The sequence below is a fragment of the Nodosilinea sp. LEGE 07088 genome (assembly GCF_015207395.1).
Lineage (GTDB): Bacteria > Cyanobacteriota > Cyanobacteriia > Phormidesmidales > Phormidesmidaceae > Nodosilinea.
Genome location: NZ_JADEWX010000029.1, coordinates 29337 through 50942, shown reverse-complemented (window position 1 = coordinate 50942; position 21606 = coordinate 29337). Strand labels below are relative to the sequence as shown.

Genomic DNA, 21606 nt, shown 5'->3' with positions numbered 1-21606 from the left:
TGGGCATCTTTGGCGGAGAGCAGCCCGGCCTCGTCAATTACCCAGATTTCCCGCTGTTCCGGTGCTGAGCCCCTATCAGATGCTGGAGCGTGCAGCAGGCTGGCCACGGTATCGGTCGGCAGTCCGGCTTCTTTGCCCAGCACGTTGGCTGCTTCCGCACTGGGGGCAAACCCTCGCACCGAAAAGCCCTGGGCTTCAGCCGATTGTTTAAAGGCCTGCAATACAAAAGTCTTGCCGCTGCCCGGCAGGCCCTGCCAGGCCAACATCTGATCGCGACTGGTCAGGGCTAGGGTGAGCGCCCGCTGCTGACCAGCACTCAGGGTCGGCCACTGCGGCAACTGCTCCTGGAGTTCGGCTTCGCTCAAAATCGGTGCCCACTGGTGCTGCCCCTGGTGCATGAGTTGAATGGTGTCTCGCTCCCGGTGCAGCGCTGCGGTAGTGGTGTACTTGTCCTTTACGACCTCGACGGACAGCAGCTCGCCCTGGGCTGAGATCGCCTGAGACAGAGTGGCCAAGGGCATTTCACCCAGGGCATGTTCTAGGGCAAAGCGTTCTACCTTCCCCCGGCGAAAGACTGACTCTCGCTCTGAGGCGTGGGCGGTGCCCGCGCGGGCCATCTGGTCTGCCTGGTGGTAGGCAGTATTGGATAAATCTCGCTCCTGGTGCGGCACCTCGGGCAGGGTAAAGTTCTGATCGCTAACCTGCTGCTGCCAGGCCGCCAGCAGCACCTCGCGGGGCACAGCTTGTTTTCGTTTTCGGGTGCGCAGGGTCGCCTGTTTTTTCTGGCTGGCATGGAGCGGACTGCCCTGGGTTTCTGCCAGGTTTTGCTGCCACTGCTGGAGGTAGGTTTCGATCTGGCGGGTGCGGGTGGAGAAGGTGCTGAGCAGGGTGGGGCTGTAGTCGTTCAGTTCAAATTGGCCTTTGCCCTGGGGGTCGATGTCGTAGCCGCTCTGCCGCAGTTGGTAGGCCAGCTCGTTTTGATAGATCTGCCCCAGCAGGATCTGATTGGCCACAATCTCTTCGTTGCTGAGGCTGCGCCAGGTGCCGTCCGGTAGCTGGGTAGTATTCATCACCACGCAGTGGCTGTGGAGCTGCGGGTCGAGTTCGCGGCTGCTGTCGTGCTGAAACACTGCCGCGACGATGTTGCCGGTCACTACCCGCTGCCGTCCTTCGGCGGTGCTGACGCGGGCTTGGGCAAAGCGCTCCTGTAAGACACTTAGGGCGGTATCGACGGCCTGGTTGTGGGCGGCGATCGCTCGCTCGTAACCTTGCACCAACCCAGCAATGGAGACGCTCTTGGGGGCTGAGAAGGTGTAGTCGGTGGCCGCCCGGTGCCGGGTGGGATCAATGGCGCGGGCGTGGAGGCATTCACCGTTGGGGGCGGTGCCGTGGAGTAGGGCTTTGAAGTCCTCGGGCTTGACCTCACCCTGGAGTCCGAGGGTGTTTGCGCCCTGGCCATACCACCGGGCAGTTGAGCGGGCCGCGTCGGTGCCTGCGGTGTAGTAGTCGTCTTTTTCGTAGTAAGTTTCGGCCTGGGCAGCGGAGACCGAGCACATCGATAGCATGGGGCTACAAGTCCCTCAACAGCGAAGTCCTCCTGGATATAGCCGTCAGCGTAAGGGACAAGACGGGCAGAGCCGAGGCGTGGGACGCCCCGGCTCTGCCTGTTTCATCGTCTAAAGTCAGGGAAATTGTGCGCCAATCACCGATGTCTGACGCCTCTGCCCCAGGCTGGTCACCTGGGGTTCGCGTCTAACGCTGATTGCCCATTTCGCTGGAGGAACCCTCTATGGCTACCCATCAACTCTTTATCGACCTTGGGATGTCGGGCACCAAGGCCTGTTTAACCGATGGCAACCGCTGCTACGGCTATGCCTGTCCACCTAAGGTGGCGGATTTACCGCCCTCGGAACTGGAGGTGCTGCGTCACCAGGGCCAGGAGTACGGCGGGGGACTGGGGGCTGGAGCCTATCTCCAGTGGAACAATCAGGCCTATGCCCTGGCCGACGATGCCGAGGGGCGTCCCAACAAATCCACGGCCACCCTGCGCAAGAGCACCCTGGCCCATCTCCGCAGCCTGGGCGCGGTGGGGGAAATGGCCCACACCCATCATCTGACAACCCTGCATCTGGATATTGGCATCGCGCTGCCCTTTGAGGAGTATCTGTCCGAGGCCGAGGAGCTGACTCAGCGGCTGCAAGAAACGGGACACTTTCTCTATCGTGGGCAGGCCTACGATCTCCAGATCGATAGCGTTAAGGTGCTGCCGGAGGCGGCGGGGCTGGTGCTCTGGCGCAAGCAGCAGCACCTGGCCAGCCGCCAAAACTATGTCGTGATCATGATTGGCCATCGAGATTTGAGCTTTCTGGTGTTTCGCCAGGGCAAGCCTCCCACAGGGAAGCCCAGTGATTCGGAAAAGTTGGGCTATGTCGCTTTCCTCGAAGCGGTGGCCCAAACCCTCTGTGAACCGGAGAATCCCTACCTGGTGCAGGCGCTATTAACCCAGCAGGAGGCGGTGCAGTTTCCCGACCAGCCGGGCAAGGTGTTTCCGCTGGCCCAGCGCAGGCAGGAGGCGGAGGCGTTTTACTGGGAACAGGTGCGACACCATCTGAGCGAGCATTTTGCTGCCCTCGATTTAACAGGGTATGAGGTATTGATTGGCGGTGGTACAGCGGCCACCTTACTGCGGCCTCATCTGACGGACTACCTGGCGACTTTGCCCGGTGCGACGCCCAACTGGCTGCCCGATCTGGCTCAAGAAATGGCGTACCGGCTTCAGGAGGTCACCTCTGCCATCGACCAGGTGCGCTTTGCTGACTGCTATGGCGGGGTGAAGTGGTTGGCCACCAGGGCTCATGCCCGCACCAGGGCACTCCAGGAGGTGCGGGCATGAGCCGTCGGCATCGGGTGATCTTGCGCCTGGATGTGGAAGTGGATTCAGATGCGGGGCGGCTCTTCACCTATCTGAAAACGAACCCAGCGGTATCGCTGCGGGAAGCGGTGCTCAGGGCGCTGAAGGTGTTTTACCTGCCTTGGGCGTTAGAACCAGAGCTGAGCCAGTCGGAGCTTCAGGCTTTAGCTCAAACCCTGCTGGAGGACATGCAGCTGCGTAGTCTACAGATCCAGAACCGGTTTTTGGCGATCTCTGGGGCATCGCCGGTGCTCGTTATGGCTCAGGCTCCTGGGGCTCAGCCACTGTCTGCGGTGCCGAGGGCGGCGGAGTCGCTGTCGCCGGTGCGGGCTGACCCTGACCCGTTTATTGATGTCGATATAGATTTGGCGGCGGCGGGCCTCGATGATTTTTAGCCTCGTTATGAGAACCGGCTCGGCCACACCTCCGTCTCTAGGCTAGGTAGGGCACCGCTGGTACCGGCGGGGCTAGTCATTCCTTACTCTGACGATTGCTATGGCGGTTGTACTCATCATTGAAGATGACGCGGATGTGGCCGATACCATTCAGGCCTGCATTCAGGCGGCGGGTTACACCGGCTATCTGGCTGAGACGGGCGAACAGGGGCTGGAGCTTTGCAAGCAGCTCCAGCCCGATATCATCGTTCTGGATTTGATGCTGCCCGGTATGGATGGCCTTGAGGTCTGTACCCATGTCCGGCGGCTGGCGCTGAGGCGAGACCCCTATATCTTGATGCTGACGGCCCGGCGGGAGCAGACCGATCATTTGTTGGGCGTTGCCACCGGGGCCGATGACTATATGACTAAGCCCTTTAGCCCTGACATGTTAATCCTGCGGCTGCGGGCGCTGCTGCGCCGTGAGTTACGCCTTGAAGACCACGCGGTTGGGGCCGATACGGCGTTGATTCAGTATCAATATCTGCGGCTGCACCAGACCCATCGACGGTGTAGCGTCCGGGCGACGTCCGACGATGACTGGGTTGAGTTGGTGCTATCGGCGGTGGAGTTTGACTTGCTGGCAAAACTGGCCCGACAGCCGGGGCACGTTTATCTCAGGTCGCAGTTATTGGACGATATCTGGGGGCTCGATCACTCTGGGGATGAACACACTACGGTCGATTCTTGCGTTAAGCGATTGCGGAAGGAACTCCGCTCGAAACTGCGGGTGCCGGAGGGGGTGAACCCGTTGGTCAAAACGGTGAGAAGGGTGGGATACAAGTTTGAAGATGCCATCGATTAGGCAGGCCTGGCGCTCTGCGCCGTTGCAGATGCAGCTGTTGACCTCCCACATTCTGACGTTGGGGTTGGGGGTGCTGATTGCGCTGAGCCTTACAGCGATCTATCCCTCGCTGGCGGAGGGGGGGTTAGAAGTCGGCCTGGCGGTGATCACTATGGCCGTCTTTCTAAGTCTGTCGTCGGGAGAAATCATTGTCAGGCCGCTCAAGGCCTTGCGGCAGGCGATGGCGGCGTTTATGGCGGGTGACCTGGAGGCGCGAGCCCCCCTGAGCGATGTGCCGGAGCTGCGGCGGTTGGCGGTTGACTTTAACCGCTTGGCGATGAATCTACAGACGGTGGAGCAGCGGCGGCGACAGCGGTTGGCAGTGCTGATGCATGAGATCAACACGCCCCTGACGGTACTCAAGGGGGATTTGGAGTTGGCCCGTCAGGGGTCTCGGCCATTGACGCCTGACCTGTTGGGCAAGCAGCTGCGGCAGATCGAGCGGGTGAACCGCCTGGCGGAGGCGATCTCGGACTATTCAAAGCGGATGGATGATTATCTGCCAACCCGCTGTCAGGTGTGTGCGCTGCCCGCCATCCTCGGTGAGGTGGTGGAGCTGGTGTCGTCACTGCCGGAGTCCCGAGGCCGAACGATACCGGTTCGATGTCCTGACCCTCTGCCTTCGGTGTGGGCCGATCCTGACCAGGTCTATGAGGTTTTGGAAAACCTGCTGAAGAATGCGGTGCTGTACACGCCCCAGGGCAGCATTGCGGTCGAGATTGAGGTGAAGCACAATTTCGTTTGGATGGCGGTTGTAGATACCGGCCTGGGGATTGCGGCGGCTGACCTCCAGGATGTGTTTAAACTGCACCAACGTTCTGAGGCGGCACAGCGGTGCAACCCAGGCGGCAAGGGGTTGGGGCTGACGATTGTGAAAGACCTGGTGGAGTTGCAGGGGGGTGCCGTTGCCGTGGAAAGCCAGCTGGGAGAGGGGAGTAGGTTTTCGTTTTCGCTGCCGGTAGCTTAGCAACTCAATCTCCACGCGCCCTCTCCAAAAACGGTGATACTTCGAGTTTTTTGGGGCATGCCTTGCTCTTGCATCCAGCTTGGCCGCCACCGGGGGGAACCGCAGGCGTAGGAGGGCTGTATTGCCTTAGTTCTTTCTGTACAGTCAGTTCCGTCTGAGTTCGCGGTCAAGTGGTCAGCAGTGATGGACTACTTGGTGCTGGTGCGATCGGTGCCCTCTAGGCCTAGGCGCTTTGCGGTGTCGGTGCCCTGCACGATTCCTAGTGGACATGTGCAGGGCACCGATGGGCAGCGTGGCGGCAGGGGCCGCTGTCAGTTGATGAGGTAGTTACCGGGCTCTTCGGCTCCCTTTTTTTGCGGAGGAACTCTCCCTCTGAAGTTTTTAGAGGACAAAGAGTCATGGAAGGCTGGACGTTCGATTTCCCCGAATGGGTTTGCCATGCTGTCGTAGCTTGGGCCGTTACTACATCACTTAACACCGGGCTGAGTCACTTTCGACGGATCTGCCAACGGCGCGAGGCCCAAGACTCCAACAGCCGTGAGGAGTCATAGGGTGCGATCGCAGTCAAATTGGAGAAATCACGCTACCCTCACTAGAAGTACATATGTTCTTGGAGTCATTGCTATGTTTGAGTGCGTTGTTAATGTTGAACTTCCGATTTATCCAGGGGAAGATCGGAACATAACAAGTTATCGGATTGCTTCCTATGATTTTGATCCTAACTTCCAGGTAGGAGAGAAAGTGCAAGTCAATGATGCATCTTTTTTTCGAAGCAAGCGCAATGGTAAGCGAGTTAGATCCCCTCAAGTAGAAAGGTTTAGCTTTCAAGCCATTGTTAAAGAAAGAACAAAAATCATCGATCCAGATGTTCAATTAGACAGTGGAGAAGTCGTAGATCAGCTAATTTTGCTGATTGTTCTAGAGGTAGCTGACAAAGAACAATTACCCGAAATTTCAAGAATTATGAGGGAGTTCGAAGCTAGCACTCAGCCGTAAAGATAGAGCGGGCGATCGCATTCCATCTCCCCCGGAACCCGCCCCTGCGCCATTGGCGGGGCGCAGGCTACCAAACCTGCTTAGGTCTGCGATGGCCAAAGACTGGCCTCGGGCCATCGCACCTAGCTAAGCTACCTCACATCGTTGATTGACCTGCCCTTCCGCATCTATCCGATCCACAGCGCTAAACTAAAGGGACTTTGTGCCATTGCCTAGCTGGGGCCATTAGTCACCATGACTCAAGCCATTGCACCACCACTCAGCTTTCTAAATTTTCTGGAGACAACGCCTGAAGATGGCAATCGCTATGAATTGGTCAATGGGGAGCGAGTTCAGCTGATGGCGACCCGCGCCCATGACGACGTAGCCGATTTTATCTACGACGCTTTTCGCGATCAGGTTGAGCGTGATCACCTGAATTACAAGGTCTCGCGGTTTGCCTCGGTTAAAACCCGACGCGATGATGGCCTGGTGCAAGGCCGCACTCCCGACGTTAGCGTGATTGATAAAGACGTTTGGGCAGCTGACCCCAAAGCCTATGCAGCCCTAGAGGAACCGATTCAGCTGGCGGTAGAGGTTAGCTCGACCAACTGGCGCGATGACTATCTCTATAAGCTGGCTGAGTACGAGGCCCTGGGGATCCTGGAGTACTGGATTGTAGATTACCTAGCGGTAGGGGCTATTCGCTACATTGGCTCACCCAAAACGCCGACGGTTTCGGTGTACACGCTGATCAATAGTGAATATCAGCTCCAGCAGTTTCGCGGGGGCGATCGCATTCTCTCGATGACATTTCCAGATTTGGCAGTGACAGCGGCTGAGATTTTTGAAGCGGCTGGCATCTAGGCACTAAAGTAGCAAAGCTGAGATTTGCGGCAATCGAGTTCCTTTGGATTGTGGCGACTCAAGACCTGGCGGGTGATCGTCGATGGCGGCGCTACAGCAGTACCTGGATATGTCGAAGGATAAGAAGGTGGATGAGATCGTCAGTTATAGTCTCTAGGGTTACTCCATGGATATTGAAATAAACGACTTTTCAAAGTGGGATATTCCTAAGCCGAGACTCTATCTCCAAAGATTTCCAAGTCAGGCTTTTCTTCTATATAGAGGTTTTGCTGAGATTATTTATGGTGATAATGAAACTGTTGTAGAAGGACAAGGACGGGTGACTCTGGAATGGCATCCCACTCCTTGCATTAAACTGCATTTTATTTGTCAAGGTCACAATGATGGTGAGCTAGGATACGCAGAGCTTAAGCTAACGGAATTAGGATTAGAGAGTCGAGCAAAAGTTCATCTATGGCAATCACAAACAACGCAAGCAGGCAAAAGAGTATTAAGAGGTAATCTAACAGAGCCTTTCTTTGTCAAGGGTGCATCCCAGTTATGTAATGAGCAATAATACTTAGTCTGGGCTAAGCCTATGAACGTTAAGCTTTGAGCAGTTCAACAGAGGAACTTCACTGCCATGGATGCCTCCAAAGAAGCCCGTCTCAAAGCCCTGACGCAGGAGTTAGCCGAACTGCTCTACGAGGAGACTGACCCCGAGGACGTCAAGACACTAGACGGAATCGAGACCGCCGTGCGGGGACATCTGCTCGAGCATGTCGGCCCAGAACTCGGTCATTTTTTATCCGCACAAGCAGCGGCACAACGCGAGGCCGCCAGCGAGGTGTTACCAGCATCATCGGCCAATTGAGCATTAGCGAACAGCAAGGACAACGGCTAGGCCTGAAAGCCCGAACTCAGTGGAGCCCGCAGTTAGAGACGTGTTGTTTGTTGGTGAGTGCCAACGAGTCCTACGAAGACACGGCTCATGACATTGCGGTGCTAACCGGGATATCGGTTTCCAAGAGCACTCAGCAGCGGCTCGTGCATCGTCACGATTTCCCGTCTGAGTCGGTAGATGGCGGCGTTAAAGAGATGAGCCTTGACGGGGGCAAAGTGCGCCTGCGGACGCCCAAAGGTCAACGGAGTGATTGGCGCGACTATAAGGCCGTTAACCTGCATCAAGGCTGTGTTGCGGCCTTCTTTAGAGCGAATGATGCCTTGGTCGAGTGGGTCAACCAGCAGCCATTGGCGTCTCCGGTGGTGTGCTTAGGCGATGGGCACGACGGGATTTGGAATCTCTTTGCCCAAGTCGCACCGCCAGTGCAGCGACTTGAGATTCTAGACTGGTACCACCTGATGGAAAATTTGGCTCAGGTTGGCGGGTCACAACACCGGCTAGATGCCGTGGAGACCTGTCTGTGGCGAGGCGATCTTGAGGGAGCCGTCAAGCAGTTCGATGACTGGTCTCATGAGCGAGTTGACCGATTTATCGCTTACCTGGCCAGACATCGACACCGTATCGTCAACTACGCCTACTACCAAGCCGAGGGCATCTCCATTGGCTCGGGTGCAATTGAATCAACGGTCAAGCAAATTGGACGTCGAATCAAGATTTCAGGGGCTCACTGGGACGAAGATAACGTGCAACAAGTGCTCCGACAGCGATGTGCTTATCTGAATGGCTACTTCTCAAAATGAGTCTTGCAAGACTGGGATGCACCCCTTTGTCAATGCCCCGTGCGATATCTCATCATTAGTTTTTCATGTAACCAATTTCGAGTTTTTTAACCTCGACAACTTTTATCCTCATGACTTAGATGACAGTTATCAAGGGCCACCTTTAAAGGGGTGGTTGGATTTTGAGGGTCAATTTGTATTTCAAGATTTAGAGTGGCGAATTGTGCTTTGCACTCTTGATAACTGTTTTGATTTGCAAGAGATGCTGCATTCTCAAGGGGGATATGGCATTACTCATGTATGCAAGCTAGAGAGAACAGATGGCAAACCATTTAAGTTTGAAGAAGCTGTCGATAGAATTGAACCTTTCATCTACTACCTTTCCTTTGCTAGAGGTATATGGGTTGCGCCTATTGTATTCGCTGGATATGACGGCTCAGGAAATCTTGTTTTTGAGAAATGGGAGAATGTAGAGCAGAAGACAGATCCTTGGAGTAATAGGTCTTGTTGGTTTGAATCAGATTCAACTGATTTAGTCAGGCTGTTTCCTGGATTTATCAAGCTATGGAATGATGAAGCATGGAAAGATGTCTTAAAAATTACGATTGAATGGTTTATTGAAGGATTTAAAGGCTCAAGTGGGGTTTCGGCGTCTATTGTTTTGCAGATAGCTGCTTTAGAAAGGTTGGGGTGGGCGTTGTTAGTATCTAGCAAGAAGGCTATAAGCTCTGATGGTTTTGGCAAGCTCACTGCGGCAAACAAAATAAATCTGCTTGTTTCTTTCTTGGGCCTCACTGTTGATCCAAGTGTAGACGAAAGCTTTCCCATTCTTAGCAAGCTATCTAGAAAAGATAATGGTAAAAGCTTATTTGAGGTGATGACTGAAATTAGAAATAAGATAATACATCCGCCTGCCAGGAAATCGAAATCAAATGATTTTAATGATGTTGAGCTTAGTGAAGCATGGATTTTTGGAAGCCAGTTGTTATTGTTATGTCTATTTGAATTAATTGAAATGGATGTCTATAAGTGACATGCAGAGGCTACCTATTCAAGTGCATTTGCCTTGGGATTGCCTTTTCTGAGTACACCAGCCTGCGATCGCACCACCACCCAAGTCTCACTCTTTCGCCACTACGGTGTCGTACAGCCCGTAATGGGTCAGATCTTGATGGCTCTCAATGCCGGTATAGCGGAGTGATGCGTCTTCATAGCGCCGAAATGCGAACACGGCCTGGTTCATGTGCTCGGTGTTGAACACCTTGAGATCCACGAGCAGATGGAAATCCTTAACCGTAAGGCCGGTGACGGTCAGAAATAAATCCGGCTCTAGCTTGGTGATCACATCCTGGAGGGTGTTTTCTCGGAAGTCGGTCAGGTACATGAACGCTGGGATGCGGGTGGCGAACTTGATCAGCTTCTCCTGGATTTGCTTGCGCTTAGATTTGTACTCCTTTTCCTCGTCGGTGAGTTCTTTCTTTTCCTTAGCCGTCAAGCCGTCTCCGTTTTCCTTTGCCTTGTTCTTCAGACCCTTCACCTTCTCGCTCTTGTTGATGATCGTCTCGATAATGTTGTCGCCTAGCGCCCGCCAACCCTCGATGCGCTCCACAGCGGCCAGGGCTTCGGGGTTGTCTAGAATGCGGCGTAGGGTGTCGTTGTCTACGTTCACCAGCAAGGCGCTTTCCCATTTGCGGGCCAGCAGTGTGGCCGAGGTGCCCGCCATGGCAATATCGAGAATGCCGCCCGCGTCAATTTGGGTCATATTCGCGCCGTCGTAAGCCAGAACGGGGAGGAACGACACGAGGTCTTTAACTGCATTCTCTGGGTTTGGCTCACTAGGCGATAGGCCAATGCCATACTCCGAGAGCTGCCGTAGGGCACGGGTGGGGGCGAAGTCGAACACGAAGCAGGCGGGCTTAAGGATCTCTTCTTCGTTGGGGTTGTCGCCGTTGGGGTTTTTGATCGACCAGGGTGACTGTACGCGAAAGGCGGCTTGAAAATAGGTCTCTGGTGACTTGAGGTTGCGTAGCATCAGGATGGATGACCAGTGTGAAACCGTTACGCCAGTGGTGAGTTTGCCGCACGAAAGGGTAATGGTCTTGGTCTCGAAGCCGCCGCCGATCGCCTTCCGTACTGGGGGCAATGCCTCTAGTCCAATCCCCGCCGAGGTGCCAGCGGCGACAATTGCCCTATAGTCGTGCCAAAAGGTGTTCTGCCGTTCAGCTAGCAGGTTGGCCATAGCGTGGCAAGCGGCCACATTGGGGAGGAACCAGAAGGAGTGCTGTAAGTAGGGCAGCAGGCGATCATCTCGATAAGGAAATGGTGGCCGATGGCCTGTCTTGAGATGTTCGACTGACCTAGGCAAGTACTCACCACGAATGATGTCTAGCCACTTTTGTACGTCGCTCTTATGTTTGAACTTGGCGGTGGGGCCGGTGCTGGATGCCTCGAAGAAGGCGTTGAGGTCGAACTCGTCGAACTCTCCGGCGCTGGCGATTGCCAGTAACTCATCTGGCATCTGGTAGGTCAGCAGGCGCATCTGTGGCAGCGCACCGTAGGGGTTCCGTTGGCCGGGGTAGTTGGCCGCGAACTCTTCTTTGGCTCGCTGTTCGTCTGTGTAAGTCCAGTTGAAGATCTGCTCTTCGATGAACTCGCCCGTGGATAGCGCCCGGAATGGTGTTCCCGACAGGTACAGATAGGCTTTGGTTGTGATGGGCAGGAATTCGGTTTCCCGCTCCAATGGCTCCTGCAAGTCGGCGATTTTCTCCTTCAATCGCTTGTCATCATCGAGGCGGGCCTCCATCCGCGAGATGGCTTCTTCCTCGCCCTCAAACAATTCCTTCGCTGACTCTCGCCACGCGCCAAAGTGGTACTCGTCAAACACCACCAGATCCCATGTCTCTTTGTGCAGCCATTTATTTTTGGCTTTAATGTTCCCAGTGTTATCACAGCCCAGGAGGTCTTGGAAGGAGCCGAAATAGACAACGGGATGACGGCGATCAATCTGGGTGGGGTCGCGCCCAGAGGATTTTGAGAGGTACTGCCACCCGTCAAAGTCTACATGGGATTCTAGGTCGGTCTTCCATGCGTCCTCTACAGCAGGCTTGAAGGTAACCACCAGAACGCGCTTAGCTTTCAGTTTCTTAGCAAGCTGGTAGGTGGTGAAGGTTTTGCCAAATCGCATTTTCGCGTTCCACAAAAATCGGGGAACAGCGTGCATGTCTTCTTTCCAAATGGAATGGAAGTAGGCATGGGTTTTATCCACAGCCTTGGCCTGCTCCCGGCGCATGGGGAAAGTTTCGTGGTGGGTACCAGTAAACCGCTGGCCTGTTCGAAGTTCGGTCAGCACCGTTCTTAAATCGGCAACGGTGCAGCGCATCCACTCTAGTTCAACCCTATCAAACCCTTTAGCGACCAAAGCCGCCCGCACTTCATGGTCGCTGAATGTGCTGCCATCGTCGCGCTCGGCAGGTTCATTGAGTTCGATTCGGTAGTTTTTGATGGCAGCAGTTTTGAGTTGTTCTGCAACGCGCTGTTTCACATCGCGAGTAGTTTGTCCTACTTTTAGAAGCCCCTGGTGAGCTTCATCGTCAATAGAGTAGGCATAAACCCGCAGCCGTGCCTCTGGCTTGGGCACAAGGATTTCTTCAACAGTCTTAGCCATTGTCCTCACCCATGGGACGAATCATAGACTCGATAAAAGCTTGCTCTTCCTTCGTGATGGCGTACTTCTCATAGAGCTCTGCGTCTGTCCAGATGCGATCCCATTTCTGCATCGGTACCCAGCGATATGTCGAGTGGGTGGCGTCCTGAGTAATCTTCCGTAGCGAAACCAGAAACCGGAAGAAACGAGTCTTGTAGTACGACTGAAGGCTCTCAGCCTCCTCACACGACGAAACGGAGAAGAAAAGGAATGACTGAGTGCATACTGATGGCGCTGGAGCAATCAACGACGGCCCAAGGACAAGATCAATGCCACTTCGCTCCCTCTCCCTGCCAGATCCGACCTTCGGTACGAGCAGTTTCCATGTATCGATGAGGTGCTCACTCTTGGTGACAGCGCTACGGGCGATAAAGCCCTGCCTTCTTTTCATCGAACGAATATAGTACAGAGGTACGTCCCCCGGCTGTTCCGTGGTGTGGAAGCCATCGAAGTTGGATGTCCAGCCAAACTCCTTGTCCCGAGCGAGGATCGTGTTAACAGACGGTTCTCCGTGGCCCAGTATCCTACGCAAAATATCTAGGCTACGGTTGTCACGAACGAGTACATCAAACTCGCCAAGTGACCGACTTGTTGGCCCAAAAACTTCACCAGTTCGGACCGTGGAAATACTACAAGTGCCGTCATAGGCGGTATCCCATAGGAAGTAACAAGCACCACCGTTGATACCAACAGTTGGGAATACCTCGGCTGCATTCGGATAGTCCACAAGGATTCGAATACGTGTATCGCTGAGCATTGTCTGACGAAATTCGGTCAAACCGAGTCCGCCTGCCATCCAGCGCGACGGAATAACCATCGTCAAATAGCGCGGTTCCAGCTTCTTCGCTTGCTCAACGAAATGATGATAGATCGGGAGGGTATCAACTTAAGCCGGAACAGCTTGACGGTACCAGGGATTGAGCTGTTGTGACGAAGTAGACTGCCTAGGCCTAGGCAGCTCCGTAAAGGTACTCAAGACAGCCTCAAAGAGGTCAGGAAAGGGATGACCAAAGAGTCGCTGGGCGGCGGTGGAGCCATCCGGGCGCTTGAGGTCAAAATTGTGGAGGATCGTGAGCACTGAGAGGGCCTGGGGCGAAAAGCCTCGGGAGGCGTGATGTCGCTGGGCGAGATAGCCATTGCGGCCCTCCACCGCCGAGGAGGTGCGCTGATAGTTGGCACACATCCGTCGGCCCCACTGTATCCACCGTAGGACATCAGCCTCCTGGAGCATCAGCGTCATCTCGGCTCTCATCAGGGAATTGAAGGCATCACTAGCCGCCTGTTGGTAGCGATGCTTGAGGTGAGGGGTGCGGGTTTTATCGGCTTGTTGCGACCAATACAGCCAGGGCAATAGAACCGTCAGCACCCAGGTTTGCACCTCAGGATCTTGGGTTTCTACCGATAGGGCTTGGGTGGCCCAACGCCACCAGGCGTGAACGCCTTGGGCTAAGGCCGGGATCTGACGTTCAAAGGTCGCCACGGCAGACAAGGCGGATGCTCCACCGTAGTCTGTGGCCAGGGCATTGAGGGTGGGCAGCAGGGCGCTGAGTCGAGCCCTGAGGTCGGTGGCCAGTTGCCATTGGCCGGTCTCCAGGTCGAAGGGATGGACGCTTAGACTGATGGCTTGTCGCGTCTGACGGTAGCGCTGTTGGTCGTCGATGACCTGCTGCTGCTGTTGGATAACGGCGTCATATTGAGTCTGCAGGCAGGGGTCAGGTGCGTCGGTAGACGCTTGACTCAGGCGGTGCAGCAGTTGCCTGGCTTGCGTCTCCACCTGCGCTAACTGTTGCCCCAGGCTCCGCCCCAGCGGTCGTCCCAGGTTGCGCAGAACATGGAATAAGTCCGCTACACTGACGGTGCCTAAGCCTGTGGTGGCCAATTTAATCAGCGCCCGCGCCTCATCGCTGACCAGGCTGTGACAGGTCCACCCGGCTGGTTCCCACTCGGACGGGAGCTGCGATGTCCAGGTTTCGTAGGTGCGGTCTTGGGTTTCAACCTCAGTGAAAATAAAGCCGCTAGCTAACTCCATCAACACCAGGGTGGGCAGGCCAAAGAAGGTTTCATCGGCCCCCAGCCAAACTCCCTGACCCGGAGTGGGGTGGCCGTGCTCGGCTTGAGCACGGCCGTAGTCCACAATAGCGGCCTCCACCCGATGCTTAAGTTGCCGTAGCGCCGTGGGCGAACTACCCACGTGAGTGTCCACATGAATCGCCTTGAAAAACGCCGATAGGCTCTCGGCTCCCACCCCTTGCTTAATCCCAAAGTGATACACCACCGCTATCACCAAGCGCACCAGCCACTGGTACCCCACTACGGTTTCCCACCCACGCGACTCAGGGTATTGCTCAGCGTGCGCTATCGACTGCTGATGGCGATGGACACTGCTACGGCTCATTCCCGTCGCCTCGGCTATCACACTCAGCGCCGCTCGACCCTGCGTTCTCAAAAATTTGGCGACCTGGTGTCGCCGTTCTCGTATATTAGAGGTCATCGTTCCGGGTTGAATTCGTTCCGGTAACGATACCCGGCTCTGGGCGTTGCCGCAGAGCCTTTTATATCATTTTGATAGGGTGCTTATTGATACCCCAAACCGAGTATCTCTTTATCCCGCTTTACGTTGATACCCGATCGGGACATCACGAGTTCCGCCATTACTTGCTAATTGATACGGCGGATTGCCAATAATCACATCAAATTGCATGTCGTCTCCAAATATATCGGCCACCCGAGCATTTATATCGTCAGTGTGAATAAATGCATAGGCATAGGTCTCAAGTCCTTCGCTCCTATCGAGGGTCTCCTGGCTAGCCCGGCAATACACACACTTCCCTCTATTCCAGGTGTGCTCGGTTCGCTGGAACCAGATATTTCCCTCATCGCTAGCCAAGCTTTTGGCGATGGAATGTTCCCCGTTAGCATGCTTACTGCAGTACACACTTCGCCGCGCCAGCAGGCTGGTAAGATGCGTGATGCCGATGCCAAACACCTGCTTCGTTAGGATGTGATCTACACGTTCCTCAAGGCTAGGAATCTCAGCTTCAAGGCCTTTGGTAAGGCGGCTAGTGATCTCGCGCAGGAAAACCCCTGACTTTGTGAACGGGTCTAAGAAGGCTACCGTTTTATCTGCCCACAAGTTAGCTCCGCCGTTATTCTCTGCCCACGCCTCCGCCACCGTATCCAGCATCCGGTTAGCAAATTCCGGTGGCGTAAACACCTCATCGTTTGAGAGGTTAGCAATGCATGTCAGCACATCTGGGTTACGACCGCGCAGGGCAAAACCAACCTGATCACTCATAGGACGACATCCTTCAGCACGTCACCGAGATCGGCAGCAGCTAGCTCGCTCACCGTCATGGGCGGGTAGGTTTTCGTCGGTGTGAAAATCTCGTGCTTGCCCAGGTGGGCAAAGAGCGAGTCTTCCGCGCTAAAAGTCGATGAAAGGGTGAGGGTATCGAAGCGGAAGTCGCGCCGCTGAAATTTGCCCTTGCCCAAGTAGCCCCACTCAGCAAAGGTGATCGGCTGGTCGGTGTGGGTACGCATCGTCAAGGCATCGCCGTGTAAGAGGTTCTGCGACAGCACGTAAGACGCAGCACGATAGAAATCGTCTGCCTCATCCAGATTCAGGTACTCGGAGAAGATCTCCAGCACATTGGCACGGCACTCGACAATGTTGTCCGCTAGCAGCTCAATCCCGTAGATGCACATCAGCCCGAGCAAGGCATAGTGCCGCCGCTCGAAGTCAGACTTGCTGTACTTAAGCTCCACCGCCGCCAGCTTGCGCCGTATGATCTGCACCAAAAAGTTGCCGCTTCCACAGGCAGGTTCCAGAAAGCGAGAGTCAATGCGCTCTGTCTCGTGCTTTACCAGGTCGAGCATCGCCTCCACCATCCACGCCGGGGTAAACACCTCCCCATGGTCAGCGACCCGTTGTTTGGACTTGACATAGTTCGTGGGGCGATCCATTTCAGGCAATGCTTCCTTGTAGTCATTGCAGGGTAACGCCTTAATGGAGGGAAATTTCCTGCCTGACATTCCTGGAGGGGGATTAGGTAGAGAAGCTCAGTGTACCCAGCCCTTCAACTCTGCCCGCGATCGCACCAGTTATCTTCAACCTTCCTTTACCCCAAGCCCACTGCGGTCAATGGTGCGATCGCACGGGGGCGACAGGTGAAGGCATCCTAGGCCGAGCATTTGATTACTCACCCCACCTTCCCCAACACCCCATCCAGGCGATCGCAGCTAAACACAGATCGCCTGGATTGCCCTGGTCATAGCCGCATAGAGCAACCAAGCCACATCCTTAGCTGGCTCCGTAAAAATTCCCTGCCCTTGTTCTTCTCTAAAGTCTTTTTTACCTTGAAGGCTTCGTCGCATTGTCAAGCTATGAAAATGGTCAAATCGGGAAAGTCCTGCCAGAATTGAAGCATTAATACCGTTAAAACTCTGCTGAGAAAGGCTAATGGATCCCATTACTGTGGCAACGATTGCCCTGACGCTAATTGCGACCAAAGCAACGGAGAAGATAGGCGAGAACCTTGGAGAAGGTGTAATTGCCTCTACCAAAAACCTGCTAGAAATCTTGAGGAAGAAATCTCCCGACACAGTGAAACGACTAGAATCTGGAGCCAATGCTCCTTATGTCATTGATGCTGAAATCATTGAAGAAGTTCAGCGAGTTTCGGAAGCGGAGCCAGAGGTGCAAGAGGCGTTGAATGCCACAGCTCAAGCGATGCAGCATCAGTTTGGCAGCGTGATTAATCAGGGCAAGTTGGCCGAGAAGATTGGGTTTGTGATCCAGGGAGGATACAATACCGTAAAAATCGAGAAGTTCGAGTTATGACTAGAGTCGTCGGGAGGGGCACCGACAAAGTTAAGCGCCCCACACAACCTCCCTCGTAGCGGACTTGAGCCAAACAAATTCGTTGGACGTGCACCAGAGTTGCAATGGTTGCATGACCGCTTTGAGCAACATGACCGGGCTGAGATTTCGGCAGTCTCGGGTATGGGTGGTGTAGGCAAAACAGAACTATCCCTTCAATATGCGCTATCTAATCAACAGAACTATTTAGGAGGTATCTGCTGGATAGAAGCTAGAGAACAAAATATTTCAAATCAAATAATTACCTTTGCGGAATCTAATCTGTGTCTAGAACTTCCAGAGAAGAAAGAAGGACATCTAGAACAAGTTCAGTGGTGTTGGCAAAATTGGCCTAAAGGCAATACTTTAGTTATCTTCAATGATGTCACTAGCTACGCGCGTATCAAGCCCTATTTACCACCAGCAGGAACTGGTTTTCACATACTCCTAACAACTCGCCTCAGGTTGCTCAAGGACTCTGAAAGATTAGAGCTTAAAGTACTTCATCCCGAAGATGCTTTTTCGCTTTTAGAGTTGCTAGTAGGCAAGGAGCGAGTACAAGCGGAAGCAGACGTAGCCAAACAAATTTGTCAGTGGCTTGGATATTTACCACTTGGATTAGAACTCGTCAGCCGTTATCTAATCAGAAAACTAGATCTTACTTTGACAGAGATGCTAGCTCGTCTGAATGAAAAACGTTTAGAACAAAGAGCTTTAAAGAAGCCTGAAATAGAATCGGACATGACTGCTGAGCTAGGAGTTGCTGCTGCTTTTGAGTTGAGCTGGAACGAATTAAGCTCTCTTGCGCAGGAAATAGGATGCTTGCTCAGTATTTTTGATGTTGTACCTATTTCCTGGGATTTGGTAGTGAAGTGCTTCTGTCAAATTGATCCAGAGGAACTAGAAAATTCAAGAGATGAGCAGCTACTAGAATTTCATCTGCTTCAGAGAGAAAGTAATAAAGTTTACAGACTACATGAACTTGTCCGTGAGTTTTTTCAATCAAGACTAGCTGAGGCTTCATCAGCTGGCAGTCTCCAAAAGGCAATAACAATAAAAATTGCAGATATTACGAAGCAAGATCCATCCACAACTTTAAAGATCCTAAACGAAAAATTGCTTGATTGGTATTGGAGTAACAATTTCTTAGATCCATCTGCGTTAGAAATAGGAGAATTTCTCTTAATTGCTCAGCAAGGCTGGAAAAATGGTATAGAACCTTTATCACAACTTATACTTGAACATCGGGCGAATGGAACCTTTCCTACGATTGGAGTTAGTGTCTATCAAAGATATGATGAGGAATTAAAACAATCTTTCACATATGCGAATATTGGGAAGAACTTTTCAGAATCCATGTCCAGTTCAGTTGTTGATTGCCCTCTCGACGGCGATATTCTTTTTCATGACAGTCATGAATCACATGAGATCGTGAGTAAGCTTTTTGAGACTGGGTGGAAAACTTTTTCAAGTACGCTGTTTCATCAGCAAGTGTCTTGGCCTTGGCATCAAACTATTCAACCTTCCCTTGACAGGCTTTCAGAATATCTCAATGAACGACGCTTGCCAGTAGATGCTGGTTATTTATCGTTTGAGGCAGCTTGGCATGCTGCATGGTGTTTAACAAAAGGAAACTATCCACGATTTCCTGCATACGTGACTTTCTCACCTATATCTCTTGACGATATTGAAAATAAGTTGTCTGAAGTAGTATATAGGCGATATTCCTTGATGATGCAGCACTGCATCAGCCAACTTAAATTAGAGGTTGAGTATGCTAGACAACAAGGGGAAACATACTTGAAATTGCCTGAGGATTTTCGAGCTTTTAAGATAGGCTCTGCTACTTCCCCTGACATTCTTCTTAACTACACTAGTTATGTATTTGGGAGCGCCTTGATGGGGTATCAGCAGATCGTCGAGCGATGGTTCCCCAAGTTTTTGTCGGATTTTCGACTGGCTAGTTATCTACCTGTACGATTGATTGGAACAGTAGTACATCCTGGCCTAGAGGCAAAAGTTAAGGTTGACTACTATTGGGAACCGTTACCGAATGGACAAAGTAGTTATATTGAATTCCAACTAAGTGATCAACCATCTTCTCAAGAAAGCTCTCGTCGTCAAACTGTATTCAGACAGCAAGAGATTTTGCGTCCTGGTCACAAAATGAATCAGCAACACAAATTTTATTCACAACATCCTTTTGACAAGTTTTGGCTGGGCAATCAGCCCATTACAGAGTTGACTTACCAATGGTTATGGGAGGACTTGACGCAGCTTAAATGGGTAAAGGATAAGTTTAAAAACGCTGGTTACCCATATTGGCGTTAAATTAATTGTTTAGATCGAGAACACCCAACCTTTGAGGGGCAGATTCCAGCGACAATGATGGTTGCTCAACCTCTATAATGCCCTAAAGTAGCGAAGCTGCGATTTGGGGCATTATAGTCAATTTGTATTGTCTGGATAGCTGAACCACAGGCAACCCTTCAACAAAAAAATAGGAGTTTCAGCCTCTGAAACCGACAAATATAGGCAGAGTACTACTCAGTTTTGAAGAAAATTAGTTCAGGACTAGTCCAAGTGGTGTACTATCTGAATCCCCTGCTGCTTGAGGGGTTGATCGGTAAGTTGCCCCAAATCGCAGCTTCGCGAGTCTAAGACCTACAGGGGACTTGTTTTGCTTCACAACAGCACGACTACCGAGTGGGACAATGGCTGGGATCAAATCATTACGGATGGAGATGTTACCCACCAGCAGACCAATGCAATGAAGGGCAAAATCATCGGCTTTGCCTTTCTAACAAGCTGCAATCATGACCTCGAAAACCCAGAGGGCTTTCTCCACTAGATAGATGGCCCTGCCCTATTTGCCCGCCAGTAGTTCCGGGCACCCGGATCCGGGTGCCCGGAACTACTGGCGGGCTCGAAAGCCTGCCCAGCAACAGGCATTCAGCCGGACCTGGGGACTGATTCAGGCAAGGCAGTACCAGGCAGCCAACCCTGACCGCACCACCGAGCTACTGGTCGAGCACGGCCACCAGAAGCCCCGGATATTCATTGCCGGGCCGGGGGGCCACGTCACCGAGCACCTAATCGAATAACGTCACCCTTAGCGAGGGAAAGCAAGCCAGGGAACTGGAAACGGAAAGGTACAGGTCGACCTACACGACATGCACTACCGCTGCGTCGTATCGTCTCGTGAGCGGAAACATAATAATTACATTGTCAGTTTATCCCAACGGTCATCAGAGAATTGGGCGAAACGCAGAAGCAAAATCAGCGATGTAAATGCTTCTTCCTCGCTGATTTTGGTTTCTTCACCATGCGCCGCATCATTACGCCAGTAAGTCAACAGGCTCGTGTAGTTTGGGAGTTCCTGTTGAACGTGGCTGTTCTGATTTGACAAAATTAAATTTTCAATCCTGCTGCGTCCTTTGCCAGTTCTATAGTCGGTAATAACACGTTCCTCGTTACCTGTTTTAGCAATAGCTAATGACAGGAGAATAGATTCCGATGCGGCACCACACATAACGCAGCAAGCGAGATAAGTGTGAGCACGGTAACATCGAACAGCTTCTTGACTACGAACTTGATAGCCATCTCCGAAACGTTGTGCATGAGTGGCCAATAATTGTGAGAACCGCCCAAACTCGGAAGGGATACACTCATAACCACTAACTTCAGAAAGCCATTGCCGACCATAAGGAGTGAGATTGAATCCAGCGCCGATGACGCCAGCATATTCAAATTGGCGGCCTGTAATTGTTATGCCTGGTCGTAAGATACCTCGTGTGCAAAGGCTCCAAGCAGCATCATAGAATGATTCGGAGTTTGTTTGGGTATCTAACTCAAGCCTTACCATTCCAACACCAACATTTTGCCGTCGCCACTCTGCTTGCACTTCGTCAAGGCATGCGAGTACGACATTTGGAATATACAAGTCATTACCGTAATCAGAATTATTTGGGTCACCCTTCTTGCCATTTCTGAGATGGCTTAAAATTAGTGCTGAGGCTTCTTCTTCAGAAAACTTGGAAATTTGCAAACGTGGCATATTTAAATTTTACTAAATCATCGTTTGTGAAAACATGACCAAGCTGCATACGGCTATGCGTGGCATTCTTGCTTAATAGTTTAGAGCCGAGATCGCCGCCTTCTTCTGCTCTGGCAACACCTCCAGATATCGCTACAAGCTGGCCAGGCACGGTGACCGTTGATCTTCTGAATCACCCGCAGGGACACCCTAGCATTACTTAGATTGGTTAGAGCGGTGCGCCTAAAGCTGTGGGTGTTAATTCCCAGTCCCTCCAGCCCGGCATAGACCAGCACCTGGTCGAGCAGCCAATCCGCTGACGATCGCGCCAGCTTGCCATGGCCATGGC

General features: G+C 52.8%; 21 protein-coding genes and 1 pseudogene. 13 read left to right on the top strand and 9 right to left on the bottom strand.

Annotation, left to right across the window (positions count from 1 at the left end):
• A partial coding sequence (mobF, locus tag IQ254_RS09700) for a MobF family relaxase (protein WP_193965971.1) occupies window positions 1-1565 on the bottom strand: 1565 nt, incomplete at its 3' end.
• Window positions 1566-1789: 224 nt separating this feature from the next.
• Between mobF and IQ254_RS09695 the strand changes: the two genes are divergently transcribed.
• The 10 genes from IQ254_RS09695 (at window position 1790) to IQ254_RS09650 (ending at window position 9693) form a co-directional block, all read left to right on the top strand.
• Complete coding sequence (locus IQ254_RS09695; RefSeq protein ID WP_193965970.1) at window positions 1790-2893, top strand: ParM/StbA family protein; 1104 nt, start codon at window positions 1790-1792, stop codon at window positions 2891-2893.
• Window positions 2890-3306, top strand: coding sequence for a hypothetical protein (locus tag IQ254_RS09690; RefSeq protein WP_193965969.1), 417 nt, complete (start codon window positions 2890-2892; stop codon window positions 3304-3306). Before IQ254_RS09695 ends, IQ254_RS09690 begins: the two co-directional genes overlap by 4 nt.
• Before the next feature lie 100 nt (window positions 3307-3406).
• Complete coding sequence (locus IQ254_RS09685; protein ID WP_193965968.1) at window positions 3407-4150, top strand: response regulator transcription factor; 744 nt, start codon at window positions 3407-3409, stop codon at window positions 4148-4150.
• Window positions 4137-5156: a HAMP domain-containing sensor histidine kinase gene (locus IQ254_RS09680; protein ID WP_193965967.1), complete on the top strand. Its 1020-nt coding sequence runs from the start codon at window positions 4137-4139 to the stop codon at window positions 5154-5156. Before IQ254_RS09685 ends, IQ254_RS09680 begins: the two co-directional genes overlap by 14 nt.
• A 183-nt stretch (window positions 5157-5339) precedes the next feature.
• Window positions 5340-5483: a hypothetical protein gene (locus tag IQ254_RS09675; RefSeq protein ID WP_193965966.1), complete on the top strand. Its 144-nt coding sequence runs from the start codon at window positions 5340-5342 to the stop codon at window positions 5481-5483.
• A gap of 297 nt (window positions 5484-5780) precedes the next feature.
• Window positions 5781-6152 (top strand): hypothetical protein, encoded by a 372-nt coding sequence (locus IQ254_RS09670; protein ID WP_193965965.1) that lies wholly within the window; start codon window positions 5781-5783, stop codon window positions 6150-6152.
• Between the two features lie 234 nt (window positions 6153-6386).
• Window positions 6387-6998, top strand: a complete 612-nt coding sequence (locus IQ254_RS09665; protein ID WP_193965964.1) for a Uma2 family endonuclease — start codon at window positions 6387-6389, stop codon at window positions 6996-6998.
• A gap of 166 nt (window positions 6999-7164) precedes the next feature.
• Entirely contained in the window at window positions 7165-7554 is a 390-nt protein-coding gene (locus IQ254_RS09660; protein ID WP_193965963.1) for a hypothetical protein, read from the top strand.
• A gap of 66 nt (window positions 7555-7620) precedes the next feature.
• Window positions 7621-8681, top strand: a protein-coding gene (locus IQ254_RS09655) for an ISKra4 family transposase (protein WP_193965962.1) whose coding sequence is annotated in 2 segments (ribosomal slippage) — window positions 7621-7777 and window positions 7777-8681 — 1062 coding nt in all. Because the reading frame shifts where the segments join, the coding sequence is not laid out codon by codon here.
• Window positions 8662-9693, top strand: coding sequence for a hypothetical protein (locus IQ254_RS09650; RefSeq protein ID WP_193965961.1), 1032 nt, complete (start codon window positions 8662-8664; stop codon window positions 9691-9693). Before IQ254_RS09655 ends, IQ254_RS09650 begins: the two co-directional genes overlap by 20 nt.
• 87 nt (window positions 9694-9780) lie before the next feature.
• On the opposite strand, the gene IQ254_RS09645 is transcribed toward IQ254_RS09650, so the two are convergent.
• The 6 genes and pseudogenes from IQ254_RS09645 to IQ254_RS31395 all read right to left on the bottom strand — a co-directional run bounded on the left by IQ254_RS09645 (window position 9781) and on the right by IQ254_RS31395 (window position 16833).
• Window positions 9781-12324: a DEAD/DEAH box helicase family protein gene (locus IQ254_RS09645; protein WP_193965960.1), complete on the bottom strand. Its 2544-nt coding sequence runs from the start codon at window positions 12322-12324 to the stop codon at window positions 9781-9783.
• Window positions 12317-13234, bottom strand: a complete 918-nt coding sequence (locus IQ254_RS09640; protein WP_193965976.1) for an Eco57I restriction-modification methylase domain-containing protein — start codon at window positions 13232-13234, stop codon at window positions 12317-12319. The genes IQ254_RS09645 and IQ254_RS09640 overlap by 8 nt, the downstream gene beginning before the upstream one ends.
• Before the next feature lie 15 nt (window positions 13235-13249).
• Complete coding sequence (locus IQ254_RS31400; protein ID WP_228040439.1) at window positions 13250-14854, bottom strand: DUF6399 domain-containing protein; 1605 nt, start codon at window positions 14852-14854, stop codon at window positions 13250-13252.
• Between the two features lie 126 nt (window positions 14855-14980).
• Window positions 14981-15658 (bottom strand): annotated as a pseudogene (locus tag IQ254_RS09630) (Eco57I restriction-modification methylase domain-containing protein); the annotation flags it as partial.
• Entirely contained in the window at window positions 15655-16326 is a 672-nt protein-coding gene (locus tag IQ254_RS09625; RefSeq protein ID WP_193965959.1) for an N-6 DNA methylase, read from the bottom strand. The gene IQ254_RS09625 and the pseudogene IQ254_RS09630, both read right to left, overlap by 4 nt.
• A gap of 276 nt (window positions 16327-16602) precedes the next feature.
• The gene (locus IQ254_RS31395) at window positions 16603-16833 is read right to left on the bottom strand and encodes a hypothetical protein (protein WP_228040437.1); all 231 of its coding nucleotides are present in this window, start codon (window positions 16831-16833) and stop codon (window positions 16603-16605) included.
• Between IQ254_RS31395 and IQ254_RS09620 the strand changes: the two genes are divergently transcribed.
• The 3 genes from IQ254_RS09620 (at window position 16823) to IQ254_RS09610 (ending at window position 20072) form a co-directional block, all read left to right on the top strand.
• Window positions 16823-17203 (top strand): hypothetical protein, encoded by a 381-nt coding sequence (locus IQ254_RS09620; RefSeq protein WP_193965958.1) that lies wholly within the window; start codon window positions 16823-16825, stop codon window positions 17201-17203. The genes IQ254_RS31395 and IQ254_RS09620 overlap by 11 nt on opposite strands.
• A gap of 99 nt (window positions 17204-17302) precedes the next feature.
• A complete protein-coding gene (locus IQ254_RS09615) occupies window positions 17303-19552 on the top strand; it encodes an NB-ARC domain-containing protein (protein WP_193965957.1) in 2250 nt (749 codons plus the stop codon).
• 349 nt (window positions 19553-19901) lie between these two features.
• Window positions 19902-20072: a hypothetical protein gene (locus tag IQ254_RS09610; RefSeq protein WP_193965956.1), complete on the top strand. Its 171-nt coding sequence runs from the start codon at window positions 19902-19904 to the stop codon at window positions 20070-20072.
• 369 nt (window positions 20073-20441) lie between these two features.
• Here IQ254_RS09610 and IQ254_RS09605 read toward each other — a convergent pair whose 3' ends face one another.
• Window positions 20442-21278 carry a hypothetical protein gene (locus tag IQ254_RS09605; RefSeq protein WP_193965955.1) on the bottom strand — a complete coding sequence of 279 codons (837 nt, stop codon included), beginning with the start codon at window positions 21276-21278 and terminating at the stop codon, window positions 20442-20444.
• Window positions 21279-21358: 80 nt separating this feature from the next.
• Window positions 21359-21589 carry a tyrosine-type recombinase/integrase gene (locus IQ254_RS33530; protein WP_369011298.1) on the bottom strand — a complete coding sequence of 77 codons (231 nt, stop codon included), beginning with the start codon at window positions 21587-21589 and terminating at the stop codon, window positions 21359-21361.
• Window positions 21590-21606 lie beyond the last annotated feature (17 nt).